18 protein-coding genes are annotated in these 21,054 nt (G+C 40.1%); 14 read left to right on the forward strand and 4 right to left on the reverse strand.

Features of this window, described 5'->3' with window-relative positions:
* The first annotated feature begins 300 nt into the window (after nt 1-300).
* From QWZ01_RS12945 to QWZ01_RS12955, 3 genes are all read left to right on the forward strand, one after another.
* Entirely contained in the window at nt 301-990 is a 690-nt protein-coding gene (locus tag QWZ01_RS12945; RefSeq protein ID WP_290323758.1) for a hypothetical protein, read from the forward strand.
* 26 nt (nt 991-1,016) lie between these two features.
* A complete protein-coding gene (locus tag QWZ01_RS12950; protein ID WP_290323759.1) occupies nt 1,017-2,822 on the forward strand; it encodes a hypothetical protein in 1,806 nt (601 codons plus the stop codon).
* A gap of 130 nt (nt 2,823-2,952) precedes the next feature.
* Nucleotides 2,953-3,264, forward strand: coding sequence for a hypothetical protein (locus tag QWZ01_RS12955; protein WP_290323760.1), 312 nt, complete (start codon nt 2,953-2,955; stop codon nt 3,262-3,264).
* 24 nt (nt 3,265-3,288) lie between these two features.
* Here the strand turns inward: QWZ01_RS12955 and QWZ01_RS12960 are convergent, their stop codons facing one another.
* Both QWZ01_RS12960 and QWZ01_RS12965 read right to left on the reverse strand, forming a co-directional pair.
* Nucleotides 3,289-3,651, reverse strand: a complete 363-nt coding sequence (locus tag QWZ01_RS12960; RefSeq protein ID WP_290323761.1) for an ankyrin repeat domain-containing protein — start codon at nt 3,649-3,651, stop codon at nt 3,289-3,291.
* Nucleotides 3,652-3,671: 20 nt separating this feature from the next.
* Nucleotides 3,672-6,788 (reverse strand): AsmA family protein, encoded by a 3,117-nt coding sequence (locus QWZ01_RS12965; RefSeq protein ID WP_290323762.1) that lies wholly within the window; start codon nt 6,786-6,788, stop codon nt 3,672-3,674.
* A gap of 220 nt (nt 6,789-7,008) precedes the next feature.
* On the opposite strand from QWZ01_RS12965, the gene QWZ01_RS12970 reads away from it, so the two are divergent.
* The 10 genes from QWZ01_RS12970 (at nt 7,009) to QWZ01_RS13015 (ending at nt 15,781) form a co-directional block, all read left to right on the forward strand.
* The gene (locus QWZ01_RS12970) at nt 7,009-7,734 is read left to right on the forward strand and encodes a DUF4397 domain-containing protein (RefSeq protein ID WP_290323763.1); all 726 of its coding nucleotides are present in this window, start codon (nt 7,009-7,011) and stop codon (nt 7,732-7,734) included.
* 440 nt (nt 7,735-8,174) lie between these two features.
* A complete protein-coding gene (locus QWZ01_RS12975) occupies nt 8,175-9,206 on the forward strand; it encodes a sensor histidine kinase (protein ID WP_290323764.1) in 1,032 nt (343 codons plus the stop codon).
* Nucleotides 9,187-9,951 (forward strand): LytR/AlgR family response regulator transcription factor, encoded by a 765-nt coding sequence (locus QWZ01_RS12980; protein ID WP_290323765.1) that lies wholly within the window; start codon nt 9,187-9,189, stop codon nt 9,949-9,951. The genes QWZ01_RS12975 and QWZ01_RS12980 overlap by 20 nt, the downstream gene beginning before the upstream one ends.
* 362 nt (nt 9,952-10,313) lie before the next feature.
* Nucleotides 10,314-11,117, forward strand: coding sequence for a DUF1223 domain-containing protein (locus QWZ01_RS12985; protein ID WP_290323766.1), 804 nt, complete (start codon nt 10,314-10,316; stop codon nt 11,115-11,117).
* A gap of 23 nt (nt 11,118-11,140) precedes the next feature.
* Nucleotides 11,141-11,326 carry a hypothetical protein gene (locus tag QWZ01_RS12990; RefSeq protein WP_290323767.1) on the forward strand — a complete coding sequence of 62 codons (186 nt, stop codon included), beginning with the start codon at nt 11,141-11,143 and terminating at the stop codon, nt 11,324-11,326.
* A gap of 70 nt (nt 11,327-11,396) precedes the next feature.
* Entirely contained in the window at nt 11,397-11,867 is a 471-nt protein-coding gene (locus QWZ01_RS12995; RefSeq protein ID WP_290323768.1) for a hypothetical protein, read from the forward strand.
* Nucleotides 11,868-11,933: 66 nt separating this feature from the next.
* Nucleotides 11,934-13,217 carry an epoxide hydrolase family protein gene (locus QWZ01_RS13000; protein ID WP_290323769.1) on the forward strand — a complete coding sequence of 428 codons (1,284 nt, stop codon included), beginning with the start codon at nt 11,934-11,936 and terminating at the stop codon, nt 13,215-13,217.
* Between the two features lie 215 nt (nt 13,218-13,432).
* Complete coding sequence (locus QWZ01_RS13005; protein WP_290323770.1) at nt 13,433-13,882, forward strand: organic hydroperoxide resistance protein; 450 nt, start codon at nt 13,433-13,435, stop codon at nt 13,880-13,882.
* A 95-nt stretch (nt 13,883-13,977) separates the two neighbouring features.
* Nucleotides 13,978-15,039, forward strand: coding sequence for an alpha/beta fold hydrolase (locus tag QWZ01_RS13010; RefSeq protein WP_290323771.1), 1,062 nt, complete (start codon nt 13,978-13,980; stop codon nt 15,037-15,039).
* 61 nt (nt 15,040-15,100) lie between these two features.
* Complete coding sequence (locus tag QWZ01_RS13015; RefSeq protein ID WP_290323772.1) at nt 15,101-15,781, forward strand: metal-dependent hydrolase; 681 nt, start codon at nt 15,101-15,103, stop codon at nt 15,779-15,781.
* A 97-nt stretch (nt 15,782-15,878) separates the two neighbouring features.
* On the opposite strand, the gene QWZ01_RS13020 is transcribed toward QWZ01_RS13015, so the two are convergent.
* On the reverse strand, nt 15,879-18,230 hold the full coding sequence (locus QWZ01_RS13020) for a GH92 family glycosyl hydrolase (RefSeq protein ID WP_290323773.1): 2,352 nt from the start codon (nt 18,228-18,230) through the stop codon (nt 15,879-15,881).
* A gap of 1 nt (nt 18,231) precedes the next feature.
* Nucleotides 18,232-19,638 carry a sugar porter family MFS transporter gene (locus QWZ01_RS13025; RefSeq protein ID WP_290323774.1) on the reverse strand — a complete coding sequence of 469 codons (1,407 nt, stop codon included), beginning with the start codon at nt 19,636-19,638 and terminating at the stop codon, nt 18,232-18,234.
* A 487-nt stretch (nt 19,639-20,125) separates the two neighbouring features.
* On the opposite strand from QWZ01_RS13025, the gene QWZ01_RS13030 reads away from it, so the two are divergent.
* Nucleotides 20,126-20,857: a GntR family transcriptional regulator gene (locus QWZ01_RS13030; protein ID WP_290323775.1), complete on the forward strand. Its 732-nt coding sequence runs from the start codon at nt 20,126-20,128 to the stop codon at nt 20,855-20,857.
* The last annotated feature ends 197 nt before the right edge of the window (nt 20,858-21,054 follow it).

The raw sequence follows: 21,054 nt of genomic DNA on the forward strand, positions 1-21,054 counted from the left end.
TCAAAAATAAACCCGTATTTAAGATATTTATAGCGCTACTAATTGTTTTATTGATGATTAAAATGGGCATAGCCGGTTATGAATTTGGTCAATGGTTAAAAGCGAGATAGCTAACTGCTCCCATAACCTAACCCCTCAATTGGCTCTACACTTCTCTGGATTATTAATGACAAAATCTGTGAAAATATATTAAATCATAATATTTTTCATTTTAGTATATATAATTATATTTTTGCATCGAAAATATTCAAATTGGTTGCTTTAAGATAATTAATTTGATACCTAATAAATTTTATCACGTTGAAACTCTCTATTGCCTGCACACTTGTCTTGGCTGCTATTTTTAGCAGCTGTTCTAAAAACCACATAGACAAACCTGTTAATAACACCTTATTCCATGTTTCATTATCTCCGGTAATTAAAACAGCAAACGATGTAACCCCAACCCAGATTTTGGGTGGCAAAGCACTACTAACATTTACCTCCGTAAAAAACGATTCCTTATCAATTTCAGAATTAAAAGATACTGTTGTATTAAGCAATGCTTTACTTAGTAAACAGGTTTCGTCAGGAACATATAATATAACCCTCCAAACAATAAGCACTGCACCTGTTGATACATTTATACGTTTTAATGCCCAGGTGAAAGACTTGGCTGTACACCAAGACCAAACCATCAGTTTAAATGCAAATACATCTGACGGGGTTATAACTATAAATAAAAATGCTATAAGCACCTCTATTCCACCTACTTTTATCCTATCCGGATCTGCTCAGCCTTTTAACCTTGGTTCAAATGGCAATTATTATTATATATATGTTAAAGGCTCTGTAACAGGTAAGATTACTTTTTACGACGCGGCCAACAACGTGTATATGAAATATATCACTGTTGATGCCATGACTCAATATGATATTTTACCTAATCTCCAGACCGGAGCGTTGGCAGTTTCAAAACATGCCTTACATTTTATTGCTAAACCTTTATAAATATCTTATTGCAACTTTCCTATATCATGAAAAAACACGGTTTTCTACTTTTCATTGTAATGCTTTTTACATTAATAGGCTGTAAGAAAGATAACAACAACAATAGTAATACTCCAGCTGAGCCCAAGCTTACAATTCAAAAAATCAGTGTAAGCACCTTTGAAAACAGTCCGTGGGAGCAAGTATTTGGCGGAATTGCATTATTGGAGTTTGACCTAAAAGATTCAAAAGATTCAACATCATCCCGTATAAAAGATAGTATTGACCTAAAAAATATAGCCGCCTACAACAGAGATTTAGGTAAAGGTAAATATGATATCATCTTTTCTACAAAAAATCAACCGCTGTTAGCCGATACTTTCATTCATCTTAGTGCAAAGATCAAATCATACTCGGTTGATGAACAACAAGCATTATCTCTGAATCCGGTAACAACCGATGGGTTGGTAACCATATCAAAAGATTTTATTAAAGATAACACGATACCCGTATTTAAACCAGATACCGGAACCAAAAGCTATAAAATGGGGCTTACTAAAGGCTTTTATTATTTATATGTTAAAGGCGGAGCGAAAGGGAACCTTACTTTTGCATTAAAAGCAACCGGACAAACTGTTAGTAAAGCTTTGAACATTCAGCCGTTAAACCAATACAACTTAGCAATAACCATTAATAAAACTTCTGTGGAAGTTGTGTTTGCTCCATTTAAGTATAACCAGATAGCTGTAAATTCAAGTACGCTGATAACACTAAATCTGATACCTCAATACTATTTAAATACTACTACTTATTTTGTTGTAACCGACGAAAATGGAAATGTACTTAAAGAAGCGAAGTACATTAATGGGACTACTTCTTTTCAACTTTCTTCGGCAGAGCCATATGAAAAGGACCGTATCAATTTTTTTCAGATCGAGGTGTCAGATGACGTACATAGCCTACCTTGGATTGTAGGATATTTACAAATAAAAAAAGGAAGTGTTTTTTCCAACCCACCTTTATCTATGGCAAAACCTCAAAATCAGCCTTTACGACTTCATTTAAAAAACACATCAGGTTTTGATAAATTAGATGTCAGCACCGATGTGTTAGGAATAACTCTAAACTCCCTTAAAGATACAGTTAACATTCAAAATTTAGCCTATACAGACGACAGCAAGATTTATGCTCAGATGCTAAAGAATAATAAAGTGCTTTATAACTTTTTTGATATCGATAAAGGTGTTCATGATTTCAACGTTGACCTTAGTAAACTCACCAAAACCTCTCTTGTAAAAAATATGACAGCACCCGGCGGAAACTTTCAGGTTTGGGTATCAGCAAGGGCAGATTTAAAATATGACAATTCTTATTACTTTGGCAGTGTTTATAACCAGAATAATCATATTGATTATTATTATCCTGCTGAAAGTTTCCCGGAATATACTACCACTATGTTCTATAGTATTGGAGATTTTAACTATTTCTATAAAACCACCGGAACAACAATACCAGATAAACCGGTCTCTTTTACAGCCACATTCAATAATCCAGGATCATCATTAGGAAATTTTAAACCCTCTTTTTCCGGATTATTTGATTTATACACGGCACATTTTGAATATTTAGGAAATGAAACAACACGCTTAAGTGCTGATTTTTACTCGCCGGCAACGGCTAATTACACCAATGTGAAGCTTCCTGATTTTTCAAAATATTTAGGCGTTAAATCAATTGACTTAACTAAAATAGCTTTAAAACGTTTTGAGTTAGCTAAAATGCCAAACTTTAAAGATGTTTTCAATTATGCTTCATTTAATGTGTTAGGTGCATCAGTTTCAAGATACTATTAATTGTTAAAAGTCATCATAAAATCCGGATTAAAAGCATATAAGTATCTATAAACCAACTCTCCACAAGCCTTGATTTTAAAATAAACATATTGTAATTTTAGGTATTGTTTATTCAGCTTAAAATAAACACATGAAACCAGTTATTACCCGTATATGGCATGGCACAACCAGGGCTGAACATGCCGACATTTATCTGGATTATCTGAACAAAAGCGGTATTCCCGATTATCAAAACGTTAAAGGCAATTTATCGGTAGAGGTTTGGCGAAAAACGGAGGGCGACGTTTGCCATTTTTGGACAGTTACCAAATGGGACTCATTCGACAGTATCAAGAACTTTGCCGGCAAGCAATACGAAAAAGCCCGCTACTATCCCGACGACAAAGATTATTTACTGGATTTTGAGGAACATGTGGAGCATTACGAAACGTTTGAGTATTAGTCAATTACATCATTAACGACTTCATTATTCTTCCTCCGGCAATGACTGACCAAGCGCCTTTTTTAATAAATTCCAAGATGTTCTATCGAAATGATCATTCGTAATTACCTTTCCATCATACGAATTGAGTAGGTCAGTTATCTCAACTAAGCCCCAATCCACTGCACTCCATTTTGGTGAATATCCGTCTGTGGATAAAACATTGGGATTTGCCCCGGCTTCAAGTAATATTTTCACAATGTCATAATAGCCACCCATTACAGCCCAATGCAACGGTGAATTTCCAAATTCATCGAGCTCATTCAAATCCGCACCTTGATTAATAAGCAACTCTACGTTGCCAACATCACCGGTCTGTACGCTATTATGAAGCAAATATGTTCTCATGTAAAATAATTAAATTCTACCTATTGATCCTCCGTCGTTTCCTTTAGTTCATCTTCTTTCTTGGCCTTGCCCATCTTTATCTTAGGGTTTTCCTGGGTGCCGGTGATGGTCATCGGAATACCGAAAATACCAAATGGCGGTAAGCCCAGCCTGAATTGCAGGTTCAGTTTGCCGTCAAGGCCAACCTGCCCTTCAAACCTTGGCCTGAAACCTGCCATACGCATTTTGGTACGCTCAATGGTCATGATGTTATTGGCAATGGTGCTTTTAATATCAACCTTGCTCACATCGCCCTTGGCCAGGCTATCGTGCCCGGTTTGTTTGCCCACTGCGCTAAATAATTTAAACCCATAAAGCTTCACTTTTTTAACCGAAAGTACTCCGCCGCCTTTTATGGAAGGATATATGGGTTTCATATCACCGTTCAACTTGCCGTTCAGTTGGTAATCAAGCGATACTACTCCCTGCACATGAGCAGCGGACGAGGCCATATCATGAAACATTTTCACTTCTTTATAAGCCCGTTGTATATCAAATTCTTTGGCGTTGATGTGGTAATCAAAATATGCCTTTTGTGGTGTAACGCTCCCATAAGTAGCATCCATAATTACCGGTGCCCCTATTAAACTAAAGCCGGTTTGCTTTAGCACGATTTGTCCGTTATTGATGTTCATCTGCCCTTTAGCATCGCTGATATCAAGGCCCATATATTTTACCTTTTTCACATCGGCCGTAAAGTTCAGATTGAGGTTGGTTGGTACCAATATCACTCCAGTAGATGGTGTTGGCCTGGCCGAAGCCGGTGTGCCAGCAAATGCCATAAAATCATCAGCTAAAATAAGGCTGCTGCTCAGGTTAAACTCCCCTTTTAAAGGCGAATTAGGCTTAAGCGCATAATCTATCACGTTTGATAAGGCTCCATTCAGTACAATTACAGATTTACCATAATTGGCTGTAAACTGATCAAACTTCATCTTATCCTGGTTAAAGCTAAACAATCCGGTTTTGATCATGAATGGTTTAGGGAATAGTTCTGAAGTCAACGCTATATCTTTCACCTTCATGGTACCTGAATTAGCCAACATATCATACCTTCCCGCGGTCGCATCGCTCTGCTTACCTTTTAATGAAAAATTGGTGCTGATGAGCCCGTTCACATCATAACCTTTAAAGGCAAATACCTTATAAATTTTGCCAATATCCAATCGCCCATGCGAAGCGATCCGGTAATCCAGGTCGTCAAAATTTTTCAGATCAGCCTTAAGCATAAAAGGCTGGCCTTCAAATTTAAACGATACCGGTTTAATATTCACTTTCAGCCCTTTTAACGAACCAGTGTTATTTGTAATATCAGCGCTTACCTGTATATCCTGCAGCGGGTGCGGATAATATTTGGTTTGGATGTAGCCATCCTTAAGCTCCAACAGCGCCTTGGTTACCGGGAATATCCTTTTGGCTGGAATATAATGGCCTTTGGTTTGCACATCAGCATTCAGGTCGCCGCGGATATCCATACTGGTATCGGCAGGCATAAATTGTTTAATATCGGCCAGGTGAAACTTAGCCTTAATGCCTGCGTCAATAAGCGTCCCTGCGGTATTGCTCACTTTAAAATAACCTTTTACATAGTTATTAAGGGCAAGCATATTCAGGTTATCAACCTGCATGGTGGAGTGAGCTATATCATGATCGGGGCAACTGGCATTCAAATTAAAACTGAGGCTTTTAATAGCTTCCGGCAAACTCGCGTATTTGATATATCCATTGCTGAATGATGAACGCAAGGTAAATTTAGGGATGCTGGTGATCACGGTATCGGTTTTCGGCCTCAGGCCGCCTGTTTTTTTGATGCCTTTAGCATATTTTCCATCGGCCAGTAGGTGTAATGCATAACGACCCTTTAAATCAACAGCTTTTATACCAAAGGCGCGGTTCCATTTTTCAAGATCAACCTCGGTATTGATCTTGGCGAATACCTGCGGCTCTTTTATGCCCTTTACTTTGATCACCGATCCAAAATAATCTTTACCGATGTTAAAATAAATCGAATCTATGTTGAGGTTCAGACTGTCGGGATTTAGTCCCGGCAGTTTAGCATCCATGTTGATAAACAGGTTTTTCACGGGCTCAGGGGTATTTTTGTTAGCCACATAACCATCTCGAACCTTCATACTGAAACTCAGGTCGGGCATAATGTTTTTGGAAGCGATATATTTACCGGTAAGTGCAAGTTGAATATTACCGTTACCACTAATATCGGTATCATCTGCGTATTTAGCATACTCGGCAGGCAGGGCGGTAAAAATATCGCTCAGATCGTTCTGATCAGACGTTACCCTGAATTCCATATCATAACCCTCTTTCAGGAACTCGAACCGGCCCTTAAATTTAACCGGCAACTGGTTGATGAGCAGATCATTTTTCTGAAAGGCAAAGGCTAATGATTTGGTGTTGATACTGGTCACCAGATCGGCGTTTACTTTTTTATGCAGCACATAAGCTTTGTTGCCGTAATAAAAGTCAACCGAGGTAGATTGTACATGGCTGTAAAGGTCAAAAACATCCTTGCTCAAATCGCCGCTGCCTTTGTAGTTAAAATCACGCGCGTTGATGAGCATCGGCATCGAGCGGTCATTATAGGCCAGTCGGCTGTTCTCAATCAGTATCTGCTCAATACCTAACGAAGCGCTGCTGGTGTCGGCAGCATTTGCAGCTTTGGTGTCTTTTGATTTATATACATTATAGTTGGCCTTGCCGCTGCTATCTACCTGAATATTGATCACAGCCTGACTCAAGTATATCTTGTTAATGTTGACCTTGCTTTTAAATACCGAAGATAGGTCGATAGCCAGCGAAACTTCTTTAGCGGCCACCAGCGTATCATTTTGAAAAGGCGCGCTGCCATTCAGCGAAAAATCATTTAAAGTAAGCGTAAGTGCCGGAAACCTTTTAAAGAACGATAAACGTGTGCTGGTAAAATTCAGCTTACCGTTGATACTGCCGCCTGCCCATTGTTTTATTTTATTGGTTACCGTTTGGGGGAACAGGTACGGTAACAAGAACATGAGCAGTAGTAAGCTAACAATTGTAATACCGCTTATTTTAAGCGTTTTAAATATGATTTTTTTGATCGGCATCGGCATAAAATTATTGCTGACAAGGGCGCATGAAGATAGCTATAAAAGATAAATGCAGCAGATGAAATTATTATTACACTTTACTCATGAACAAATTAACCTATGGTATCATACCAACTCATTCATTTTATCTCGCAGATAAAATTTTTAATTATGTGTAGCATTCCGCCTGTAAACTAACGTAAAGTAGTTATAGATACACTATTACCATTATTGATTTATGAAATACGTTTTCCAAAATTTCAACAGAAGGGCAGGCATAGTCGGGATGATGTGTTTGCTTAGCGGGCTACTTTCATCATGTTTAAAAGATCATGATAATGGCCATTATGTAGATGAGCCGGTGGCCCTTGTTTCGGTGATCAACGCCTCACCGGATGTGCAACCTGTAAATTTCTTTTTAGACCAAAACCGCGCCAATATCGAGCCCATTAGTTACGGCCACGGAATTGATTATATCCGTGCGTTTACGGGCAAAAGGATTGCTACTTTCTCTTTGGCAGGCTCAGGTTCACAAAAGCTTAAATCCGATACCATCAACCTTACCGCTCAAAAACTATACACTGTGTATTTAACCAATGTGGCCAGCACACCCGATATTGTTTTATTTGCCGATTCAATCACCAGGCCAGATGCCGGGAAAGCTACTATTCGCCTGGTAAATGTTAGCCCAGATGCTGGTGCAGTTGATCTTGCTATTAAAAGCAGCACAGTACTGGCAAGTGGCAATGCCTACAAAACCGCTTCACCTTTTATCCCGGTGCAAGGAAACAGCGCTTATACATTGGAAGTACGCAAGGCTGGCACAAGCACTGTTTTGGTAACTTTAACCGATGTAAAGGTGAACAGTGGCTCCGTTTATACCGTATGGTTACAAGGACTTGCTGCCGCTACCGACCAAAAGAAACTTGAAGCTCATGTGCAAACAAACGCTTTTTATTATTGATCATTTTACAACTCACAACAAAGGCCACCTGATAACCAGGCGGCCTTTGTTGTTTTATATGCATTTTGCGAATCGAATCAATGAGAAAATTCACTTTGGGTTCTATACTTTTCCAAGTACTGCATAGTAAATTTTAAACCATGTCAAAAAAACGAAAAATCAATATTTAATTGTGTAGATAAGCCATAGACGACTCAGCAATCAAAATGTCTGCTTTAATGGTTTAATTGTCTGGCTTAACCTTATATTACTACCTATGTACTTTAATACTTGATAACTTGGCAATAAGTAAAACATTAAAGCATGAAATACCGGGATGATCAAGAACAAGATCAGGCCTATTCACGATGATTGATTCGGTATAAAATATAGGCATATTGTATATTTACCGCATCACATGATCCCTGACTTAAAACCTTCGGTATTTCCATAAAAACATTATGCATAATTCGGAAAATTATAAAATACAGCGTGTATCTCCGGCTATCATTTGGTCAAGTTCTATCTTAATGGGCGTACTGGCTTCTGTACCTAAAATAGCAGAGCGCCACTTTAACACTGCAGAAGCATTGGTTAATTCGTCAATTACAGCTTTGTTCGCCCTGTTTGTATGGTATTACAACATCTACACCATGCCTGCATACACCTCTCGTGATAAGGCCAGGGGATTTTCAATACTGCGCCTTATGCTTAGCCTGCTCATTGGTCTGGGAGTTATGTTTATTTTGGCCTATGTTCAGCAATTGCTGCTTTCTCATATGGATTTTGGCCCAACCATGTTAATGGTTGAAGTACGGGGTATACTTATTAACCTTACTTTTTACATGTTTTTGCATTTGGTATACCAGGGTTACCAAAACCAACAGGTTGGCATTGAACTGGAGCGCAGCAAGGCCGATAACCTTGGTGCACAATATGAAATGCTGAAACAACAGGTTAACCCGCACTTTTTATTCAATAACATGAATACATTGAAAGCGATGGTTGAAACCAATGACAAGCACACTATTGAATTTATACTTAAACTATCTGATTTTTACCGTTTTACCTTAGAAAGCCGCAAGCATGACCTTATTCACCTGTCCGAAGAGCTGGAGATACTAACTGCTTACATGTTCTTATTAAAAGCACGCTTTGAAGAGGGAATAAATTTAGTAAACACCATTGAGCCAAAATTTTTCAATTCACTGATCCCCCCGTTTACTATACAGCTGCTTATTGAAAATTGTATCAAACATAATGTGGTATCATTGGATAAGCCATTGGAGATCAGGCTTTACACCGAGGACAATAAAATAGTTGTTGAAAACAAGGTTCAGCTTAAAAAAACACAGGAAATTTCAACTAAAGTAGGTCTTGAAAATATCAATCTTCGCTATATTCACCTCTTAAACGAGAAAGTTGATATTGAAAGCAACGATAAACTATTTAAAGTAAAACTTCCAGTAATAAATGAACATCATAATCATTGAAGATGAGATAAAGGCTTCCAAATCGCTGGCGGCAATGATAACCGATATTAAGCCAGAGTCTAAGATTCTGGCTCAAATTCAAAGCATAGAAGGTGCTGTAAGCTACTTCACCCAAAACCCGCAACCCGACCTCATATTCATGGATATTCAACTGGCAGATGGCTTAAGTTTTGAGATCTTTAAGGAGGTTAAAATTACAGCCCCGGTTATTTTTTGCACCGCTTTTGACGAATATTCATTAGAGGCTTTTAAGGCAAATGGCATTGATTATGTAGTGAAACCTATTTCAAAAGATAACATCATAGCGGCCTTTAAAAAGGTTGATGAGTTTAAGAATTTTTTTCAGCAAAGTCTTGTCCCTGATATTAATGGCCTCCTTACAAAGTTGGGTGGCAATACTGAGGGAAAGAAAAGCTTTTTAGTTACCAAAAGCCATAAATACCTTACCGTATCTACCGAAAACATTGCTTATTTCTATATCAGGAACGAAACAACAACCATTGTAACTTTTGGCCAGCAGGAATACGGTATTCCTCAATCAATGGATCATGTTCATAGCTTACTTACCCCTAACCAGTTTTTCAGGGTAAACAGGCAGTACCTCGTAAACTTTACCGCAGTAAAAGAAACTGAACGCTATTTTGCCCGCAAATTGTACGTGAAACTGGTTATACCAACACCTGAAAAATTATTGATCAACAAGGAAAAGATACATGATTTCCTGGGCTGGCTTGATAACCGTTAAATTATAATTAAATAACTCCGCTCTCCTATTCAACCAAGCTATATTATTGCTAATCAGCTAATAATATAGCTTGGTTTTGTGCGCTTTACTCTTTGGCCAAAACCACATTATTATATGGTTTTAAACGCCTGCGAAGATCCGCAAAAACATCCGCGGGCCAGCCTGCCTTTAGACCACCTTTCCCGATGTTATAATCGCAGGCTTAATAACTTGATAAGCTATTACAGCCTATAACTATTCCTTCCAAATTACTCAGCCCGAAAATTGTCTACCTCAGCCCGGATTGTGTCTAACTGGGCCATATTTAGCTAACGCCAGCCTCCTGTTTGGGGTAGCTTTGAGTAACAAATAAGAAAAAAAGCATGAAAACTATCAAAATTTTAGGAATAGCCACTGCCTTTATAATTACATCATTATCGCTTGCCGCTTTTATCGGCCTGGATGAAACATCAGTTCAAAAAGCGGATGCTAAAGTTGATGGAAAAGGTTTTGCAGTATTGGAATTATTTACCTCCGAAGGTTGCTCAAGCTGCCCACCAGCAGATGAACTACTGGCCAAAATACAGAAAGAAGCACAAGGCAAAGAAGTTTACGTATTGACTTATCACGTTGATTACTGGAACCGCCAGGGCTGGAAAGATGTTTTCAGCAGTGCTGATTTCTCAGACAGGCAAATTGATTATGGCCGTTGGTTCGGCGGATCCCAAATTTATACTCCCCAGGTTGTTGTAAACGGAAAGTCTGAATTTGTGGGATCAGATGAACCAGCTCTTCGTCAGGCTATCTCAGAAGAATTAACGACTAAACCAAATGCTACGCTTGCACTTCAAGCCAACCAGCAAGGAGATATGCTAAAAGTTCAATACCAGGCTACAGGGGCTATAAAAGGAAGCAATCTTGTACTTGCCTTAGTGCAAAAATCAGCCAAAACTAAGGTTGAACGTGGTGAAAACGCAGGCCGCATATTATCACATGTACAGATAGTTCGTAAGCTGCAAAGCGATTCGATCAATAAAACCGGGACCGGAACCAGCACAATTGCCTTACCTAAAGGCTTTAACACCCAAAACTGGGAAGTATTGGCCATGGTACAAGAGCAAACCCGAGGTAAAATTTTGGCCGCTGCCAAAGCCGACTTGAGCGGAGCTGCAAATCAAGCAAAATAATAACAGCAATAAAAAACCAGATCATGAACAAACTAAGCAAATACGGACAAAACAGATTAATTATCGGGCTGGTATCGCTGTTATCCATGTCGATGCTGACAAGCGCCCCATTTGAAAGTAACCCGCAGAACTGTGAAATGATCAGTGTTGTAAAAAAGAATAAGGACGGGGATTTAACCGACGAGGATAATATACTCACTGAAAATTAACGGCGCTTTTATTACCTAACGCACTTATATAGCCATGAAAAATTCAAGCAGATATAAAACAACAAAACATATGTTATTAATAAGATCATTGTTTTTAACAGCAATAGCACTATTTATTTCTGTTGGTACTTATGCCCAAAATCAAATACCCGTAAAATGGACATCAGATAACAGCATTAAGACATTAAACTGCACTGAGGACGCCATAACTTTGAAATTATCGGTAAGGGCTGGCTGGCATATCAATTCGCTTCATTTAGGTAATGCAGCACCTGTTAAATCTTATGTTGAATTTCCATCATCAATATACTCAACAAAGGGCCTTGTTTTGCTTCCGGATGCACCTGTCAAATACAAAGCTATGGCTGATACCGGCGCTTTTTTAAGAGGCGATACAACCTTTAAACTTACCACATTGCGAAACTCAAAAGCAACTAATGTACTTGATAAACTTAGTGATATACACTGGGCAAATAAAACACCCATTTACACAGGTACAAACTTTATGATCTCTCCGGATAATAAACCGCTCAGCTTTTGAGCAGAAAAAGTCCCATTACATTTCAATATAAATAACCATTCACACAAATAGTTAAAAACAACAAAAATGAAAACGAATAAACGCACCCTTGCGGGTAAAATCATTGCCGCAGCCCTTGTCCTGTTCACAGCTTCCGGCTTCGCGCAAACTACTCAGACAACAAAAGACACAGCTCAGATACGCCCGTTTCATGTAAATATTCCTGAAGCTGCAGTTACTGATCTGCGCCAGCGTATTCAGGCAACCCGCTGGCCTGATAAAGAAACTGTTACCGACCGTACCCAGGGCGTAAACCTTGATCAAATACAAAAGCTTGTAAAATATTGGGGAACGGATTATGACTGGCGCAAAGCTGAAGCTAAACTAAATGCCTTGTCACAGTTTATAACTAAAATTGACGGACTTGATATTCACTTTATACATGTGCGCTCTAAAAATCCAAACGCGCTGCCTATTATCCTAACCCATGGCTGGCCGGGCTCTGTTTTTGAGCTTTTAAAAATAGTTGGCCCGCTTACTGATCCGGAAGCTTACGGTGGTAAGGCGTCAAATGCATTTGATGTAGTGATACCATCTATGCCAGGCTACGGTTTTTCAGAAAAACCTAAAAATACCGGCTGGGGCCCTGATCGTATCGGCAAGGCCTGGGATGTATTAATGAAACGCCTTGGATATAACCATTATGTTGCTCAGGGCGGCGACTGGGGTTCTGTTGTGGCTGATGCAATGGGGCGCCAAAAACCTGCAGGTTTATTAGGTATCCACGTAAATATGCCGGCTACAGTACCTGCAGACATTGCAAAAGTGCTGCAAAGCGGTGGTGCTGCGCCAGCAGGCTTAACAGCTAAGGAAAAAGCAGCCTTTAACTCAATGAACTACCTATACACCAAAGGTGGTGGTTATGCCGGCATCATGGTAACCCGCCCGCAAACAATTGGTTACAGTTTAACTGATTCGCCTGTTGGTTTGGCTTCCTTTTTCCTTGATAAATTTAACGACTGGACCTATAGCGGCGGCGATGCTCAAAAGGTATTAACCAAAGATGAGATACTGGACGATATTACCCTTTACTGGTTAACTAATACCGGCACTTCATCTGCACAGCTTTATTGGGAAAATGCTACTAACAACTTTAATGTTGTAGAGCAACGCACACATGAAATACATGTTCCTGTAGCTATAAGTGTATTCCCCGGCGAAATTTATCAGGCACCAAAAACCTGGGCCGAAAAAGCTTACCCACATCTTATCTACTTCCATGAAGCAAGTAACGGTGGCCACTTTGCCCAATGGGAACAGCCTCAACTATTTGCCGAAGAACTGCGCGCAGCGTTTAAAACTTTGCGCTAATTAAAATTATAAAAGGATGGTGTGCACAGTGCACATCATCCTTTTTAACACGGCCAGTAACACTTTACAAAAACAGAAAATACAGGCTATTATTTCAGCCTCAAAAATGACTCATTCACCATCAAGTTTGTCTGCCTGGGCCACATATTGATTGCCTTTTGGCCTATTCAGCGGTAAATTTGATCAACAATTTAAAACAAATAAAAATTAAAACAATGGAAACTGTTCAAACACCAGAAACATCAAACATCATAAAAATTGAAAAAGTATTATATACTGCCAAAACACACACTACCGGAGGCCGTGAAGGCGAATCAAAAAGCTCAGATGGCCGTTTAGATATCAAACTTTCTTCTCCCGGCACAACAGGCGCAGGTACTAATCCTGAGCAATTATTCGCTGCCGGTTGGTCTGCCTGCTACATTGGTGCAATGGGTCTTGCTGCTGCTAAAATGAAAATCACCTTACCTGCAGATCTGGCTGTTGATGCCGAAGTTGATCTGGGTACTGCTGCTGGCGGTTACTTTTTGCAAGCCCGCTTAAACGTGAGCCTTCCCGGTTTAGCTCCTGAAGTTGCCCGCGAAATTGTAGATACTGCACATCAAACCTGTCCGTATTCAAAATTAACCAAAGGAAATATCAACGTTGAAATTAACCTGGTTTAAATAAATCTCCCTTTAAGCCCTGTCTTGTTTAAGTTATAGCAAGACGGGGTTTTAAACTAAACAACTACATCATTTACCTCTAATCATCAGAAAACATGTCAGAACAACTTAAATATGATCGCCGCCGTTTTTTAAGCACAGCCGCCATTACCTTAGCCGCAGGCCCCCTTGTTATGTTAAGCGGTTCAGCAAGCGCAAAAACCACTGATAATAAATCAGCAAAAACCATACTGGGCAAATCTTCAACAAACAACTCGCTAGGCCAAATAAAGCAAATAAATGCAGGTGCATTAAATGTTGGTTATGCCGAAGCAGGCCCTGCAAATGGTACACCGGTAATTTTATTGCATGGCTGGCCTTATGATATTCATAGTTTTACTGATGTGGTTCCATTGTTAACAGCTAAGGGTTACCGGGTAATTGTTCCGCATTTACGCGGCCATGGCACCACTCAGTTCCTTTCTAAGGAAACTGTCAGAAACGGGCAGCAATCTGTTGTGGCACTTGATATTATTGCTTTGATGGATGCCCTTAAAATTCAAAAAGCGGTGCTGGCCGGTTTTGATTGGGGTGCACGCACTGCCTGCGTTATTGCAGCACTTTGGCCCGAGCGTTGTAAGGCCCTGGTATCTGTAAGTGGTTATTTGGTTACTAACCTTAATGATGCGCAGAAGCCCTTGCCACCCAAAGCCGAGTTTAACTGGTGGTATCAATATTATTTTGCTACCGAACGTGGCCGAGAAGGTTATGATAAAAACAGGCATGAGTTTGCCAAACTGATCTGGGAGCTTGCTTCTCCAAAATGGAACTTTGATGCTGCTACATTTGATCGCAGCGCGGCATCATTGGATAACCCAGACCATGTTGATATCGTGATCCATAATTATCGCTGGAGGTTGGGTTTGGCCGCAGGGGAGGCTAAATATGACGAACTTGAAAAACGCCTTACACAGATTACCGTGATCACAGTGCCTGCTATTACGCTTGAGGGTGATGCCAATGGTGCCCCTCACCCAAACCCTGAACAATATCGGAACAGGTTTTCGGGTAAATATACACACCGCAACATTACAGGAGGTGTTGGCCACAACTTACCCCAGGAAGCACCAGAAGCTTTTGCACAAGCGGTTATTGATGCAGATAATTTCACCAAATAAATAATTTACTTTAACACAGGGTTTATTTTCAATCAGTTATATTTAATTAAAATTAAAGACGATGAAAATTACTTATTACGGCCACTCCAGTTTTTCGGTTTTAGCAGGTAACAAACACTTGTTATTTGACCCCTACATAACCGGCAACGACCTCGCTAAACATATCAACATTAATGATATTAAAGCCGATTACATTTTTGTATCGCACGGTCATTTTGATCATATACTTGATGTGGTAGCTATTGCCAACAACAACGGTGCAACAGTGGTAGGCGGGTTTGAATTGTATGATTACTTTAGTAAGCAAGGCGTAAAAAACATCCAGCCATTAAACCCGGGTGGTAAAGTGATATATGATTTTGGAACTGTAAAATCTGTTGCTGCACAGCATTCAAGCAGTTTTCCGGATGGAAGCTATGCCGGTACTGCCAGCGGCTTTGTTGTAAAAACCAATGATGGTAATTTTTATTACAGCGGCGATACCGCCCTTACTTTAGATATGACACTGATACCTAAATTCGCAACGCTGGATTTTGCCGTTTTCCCTATTGGCGATATGCTCACCATGGGTGTGGAAGAAGCTATTGAAGCTGCGCAATTTGTTAAAACCAATAAGGTTCTGGGTGTGCATTACAATACCTTCGGATTTATTAAGATAGATAAAGATGAAGCAACCAAGCAATTTGAAAACGCCGGGCTCACTCTTTACCTCCCAGAAATAGGTGAAACTATTGATATCTGATAAAGCCGTATTGTTATTGCTATTACACCCTTCGTATACTAATAAGGCCGCGAATCCAATGATCCTCGGCCTTATTTATCGATACATGAATTACTGTTTAATAAGTATTTACAGGCTTTGTTCCCATATCCAGGCTTAATTTACCTCCGTTTAAAATATCGGCGAGTGGTAAAAATGGCTGGTGCAATGCTTTATTATTGTATTTAAAACTTTGCACGTAAGCATTTTTATCCGAGTTGTTTTTAACCTCCATTACAAATTGGGTGCCCTTGTAATATTTTTTATTGAGTTTAATGGTTACCTTATTGAATAAAGGACTGCCTAAGCCAACCTGAGGTTTAATATCGGTAAAGCCTTTAACATCAAATAATCCTAAGCTTGATATAACATACCAGGCACCTAACTGACCCTGATCTTCATCCTGTCCGTAACCATAACCATGGATGCCATCGGCACCATAAAACTCGTTACAGATGGCACGAACCCATTTTTGTGTTAATGATGGACTACCAGAAAAATTAAATAACCAAGATGTGTGCAAATTAGGTTGATTACCATGGTTGTATGGGCTTTCTAAGCCCGAGAAAGCATCTAATTTTTTCCCGCCGCCAAAAGCGTTTGGCTGCGATACGGTGAAAATACTATCAAGCCGTTTGGTAAATTCTGTTTTGCCAATTTTAGCTATCAACCCATTTGGATCCTGCGGAACATAGAAAGTGTATTGCCAGGCATTACCCTCCTGAAAGCCGCGCCATACTTCACTCGGTTTAAAGTTATCTATGAATTGTCCGTTAGCCAGTTTAGGATGCACCAGTTTTAATGCCGGATCATATATTTTTTCCCATCCTTTTGATAGCGCATTTAACTGTTCGTAATCTTTTTGTTTTCCAAGTAATTTGGCCCACTGGCCTACGGCATAAGAGCTGAATGAATACTCCAGCGTGTGTGAGGCAGAAAATTGCCATACCTCTGCCGATGCCGTACTTTTATCGATATGATCCACATAGCCCAATTTCACAAAACGTGCCACATCTAACTTACCAGCTCCCCGCGGACGATTCTCGCCATCCAATTCATTCTTAATAGCTGCCGCGTAACCCTGTTGAATATCAAAATCGTGGATACCGCACATATAGGCGCTGGCCATAATCAGGCTAACATAATTTGTACCCACGCCTGATACATACTTGCTGTTGGCTATACCATCGGCCAGCCAGCCCGAATCTTTGTAAATGAGCAGCTGGCTTTTTACATAGTCTGAATAGTATTCCGGATAAGCTATAGCCCATAATTGCGTCAAGTTCCAGAACGCTCCCCAAATGGCATCTGTATTGTAGTGATTATGCATGGGATGCCCTTTTGCATCAAGTGCTATCTGCCCAACAGTGCCGTCGTTTTTCGGATAAGCACCATTTACATCACTTGCCAGCCCCCGGCCAAGCAGGGCATGATATAAGCCTGTATAAAATTTAATGATATCCTCCTGCTTGTTACCTTCTACCTCAATGCGGCGCAAGTATTGGTTCCAGGTATTATGCGCTTTTATTTTAGCGGCATCAAATGTAAGACCATTAGCCTCTGCCTGAAGATTAAGACGGGCATTTTCAATAGAGGTATAAGATAGTCCTGCTTTTACAGTAATGCTTTCCTTATCTTTTGTGTTGAAGTTAAGGTATATGCCAGCACCCTTTCCGCTTGCTTCTTTAACGCCATCAGTTTTTTGATCACCGTTAAATGTACCATAGCTTTCAGGCTTTTTATCAAGTACAGCGGAAAAATACATGATCACCTCGGCGTTGGGCTGATATTTGAGCACATATACCGGCTGAGTGATCACATAGCCTTCAACCCTGCCTTCGGGTGTTAGGTATACTTTAGCATCTTTTACTTCACCGCTCTCTCCCTGTTTGTTGCCAATATCAAATATAATGTGCGATTGCTTATTTGCCGGGAAAGTATACCTGTGAAACGCTACCCTTGGTGTAGAAGTAAGCTCGGCCCTGATACCATATTTTTTCAATAACACAGAGTAGTAACCAGCCGTAGCCTTTTCATCTTTACGGTCAAACGCTGACCGATAACCCTCCTCTGGATGTTCTAACCTTCCGGGAACTGTTTGTAATGGCCCAGTTGAAGGAGCAAACACAACCCCTCCTACCTGAAATTCGTGAAAGTTAGCGAAACCTTCAATAGAGGTATGCCGGTAATCATATCCTACAGCATCCCAGCCGTGAGCATTACCATAGTGACCATTAGTTGAAGGAGCAGGCTTAGCCATACCAAACGGCGAAGCACCGGGTGTAAAGAAAAACCACCTGGAATGAGCCGTTCCAATGCGCGGATCAACGTATTTTGTTAAATCGGTTTGCTGCGCATATGTTACCGTCGAAGCTGCATTTAAAGCTAAAAACGTTATACCGGCAAAAGTGAGTTTGAGCTTTTTTAACATTTTAATGAAGGGTTATGTGTTGATCATCATGTTGATGACTACTTGCGTCAATACCTTTTTCTTTCCAATAATTTTCAATGTGTTCCAGCGATTTGCCTTTGGTTTCGGGAAGTAATTTATATACTACAACGTAAGCCACCACGCAGAAAAAAGCAAAGAACCAAAACGTACCGGCACTGCCAATCCCTTTCAGGAGAATGGGCGTTAACTGCCCTACTATGGCGTCGGCAACCCACATCACCATAATACTTATAGCCAGCGCCCTGCCCCTAATGGCATTGGGAAATATCTCTGAGGCAACCACAAATTTTAACGGCCCTATTGAAAATGCAAAAAAGGCAAGGAAAGAAAGCACACAAACCAATAACCACATGTTGGCCGTTGCTCCGGTATAAAAGCAAAAACCTGTTGCTATAAGGGTTGCCGCAGCCCCTGCGGTACCATATAAATACAATGGGCGGCGGCCCCAGCTATCAACCTTCCAGATAGCTATGAGGGTGAACAGCATATTCGCCGCCCCAAATATGATCTGGCTGATCAGTGAATTACTTAGCGAGATACCGGCATTACTTAAAATACTCGGGCCGTAATAAATAATGGCGTTAATACCGCTAAACTGTGAGAACAATGGTAATAAGATCCCTATCAGCAGCGCTTTACGCATACCGGGTGCAAACAACTCTTTGTATGAACCCTGGTGTTTTACCGCCGAAGCCTCCTGTATAATATCCTGCCCTGTATTACCAAACAAGCGGTTTGTGATATCGGCTGCTTCTGCATTACGTCCTTTTTGTATAAGCCATCTTGGGCTTTCGGGTACGGCAAATAATCCCAGTAAAAACAACAATGCGGGGATAGCACCCAAACCAAGCATGGCCCGCCATATTTCTCTTTGAAAAAAGCCTTCACCCGGCGATTGCGTTACGTAGCTAACCAGGCCCGCGTTGGTAAGATAGGCCACCAGGATTCCCAGGGTAACTGCCAATTGGTAATAAGTAACCAATCTGCCCCTGATATTTGCCGGCGCAATTTCTGAAATATATAAGGGCACCACGTTTGATGCTATACCAATACCCACACCTCCAAGTAAGCGAGCCGCGATTACCCAAAACATTGATGGCATAAATGCGCATCCTAAAGCAGAAAGCAAGAATAACGCTGCCGATAGCAATAACGGAATTTTTCGCCCGAGGCGATCACTTACCTCGCCCGAGAATGCCACACCAATAATGCAGCCCACCAGACCCGATGATACAAACCATCCCTCCTGGGCCGCGGTTAAATGGAATTGTTTTTCAATCAGTGGCAATACGCCGGATACAACAGCAATGTCAAACCCGAACAAAAAACCACCGAGAGAGGCAACAAGTGTAATTGTACTCAATCTCAATTTTTTAACTTCTTTCATAATTATGTTAGGTAATTGGTTATTGTTAGGTTATTTGATTGCGGCAGAAATGAATGGTGGCGCGTCGCCCAGCCTACTTCCCAAGTTAACATTTGGTTGTGGCCCTAAATCAGTATAATCAATAGGTTGTTTTTGCCAGCTGTTCGATGCATTTGTAGTAAAAACAGATATTAAGCTTATATCCATATAAATTTTATTGTACTATACCCTGAAGTGTTTTTTCTCATTTTTATTACCCTGCAAAGAGTACAGCACTATACTAATAATAGTAGATTATAGTAGTTACGATTGGTTATTAATAAAAATATCGATGTTATATTTTATTATGTACAAACATATAAACATAACAATCATAAACAAAACATTTTTTTATTTTTGCTAAATTACGTTCCGTTAAGCTTTTGTTGATACAAATACCCAATTTAAACCATAAATTAAACCAATATCACTTAAACGGGTTGTTTCACTCCGTTTTAAGCCAAAAACCATGAAATTATCAATCAACCATAAAAGCCCCATCCCCCTGCACCTGCAAGCAGAGGAGCTTTTACGCAGTATTATTATAGATCCGCAATACGCAGATGGTAAGTTGTTACCCAATGAGGTAGATCTGGCAAAGCAGCTGGCCATATCCCGTACCACATTGCGGCAAGCACTTAACAAACTGGTGTATGAAGGGCTCCTGATCAGAAAAAAAGGTATAGGCACAAAGGTGGCAGGTGCACCGGTTAGTTCAAAATCAAATAATTGGTTAAGCTTTTCGCAAGAGATGAACGCACGGGGTATCCCGATCCGCAATTTTGAGCTGCACATTAGCTGGGTAAATCCTGAAGAGCCAATTGCCAACTTTTTTGAGATAAACATATCAAAAAAAGTATTGAAGCTTGAGCGATTAAGAGGTGGTGCCGATGGCCCGTTTGTATACTTTGTATCCTACTTTCACCCGCGGGTAGGCCTTACCGGCGAAGAAGATTTTAAGCGCCCCTTATACGAGATACTGGAGAAAGAACACTCCATTGTGGTTGACCTGTCTAAAGAAGAAATAAGTGCCAAAGTAGCTGATAAATTTATTGCCAACAAACTGGAGGTGGAACCTGGCAGCCCTATCCTTTTCAGGAAAAGATATGTTTATGATCAGGGCGACAGACCCATTGAATTTAACCTTGGCTATTACAAAGCCGATAACTTTATATATACTATAGAAAGCCGAAGGGAGTGATTTCTCTACTTTCTATTTTTATTTTACCAGGCACACGTATTTATATTGTGGCTGTAGCCTTAAAATTAAATGTATGAACATAATAACATAAATTTGCTATATTTGGCTTATAGTTTTAAGTTCGTAAAACTGGAAAGCAAATCTGTTACTAAAATCCAACCTCCTGCATAAAATAAAGTCCCTGATCAATATTGATC

Source organism: Mucilaginibacter aquaedulcis, assembly GCF_030409325.1.
Lineage (GTDB): Bacteria > Bacteroidota > Bacteroidia > Sphingobacteriales > Sphingobacteriaceae > Mucilaginibacter > Mucilaginibacter aquaedulcis.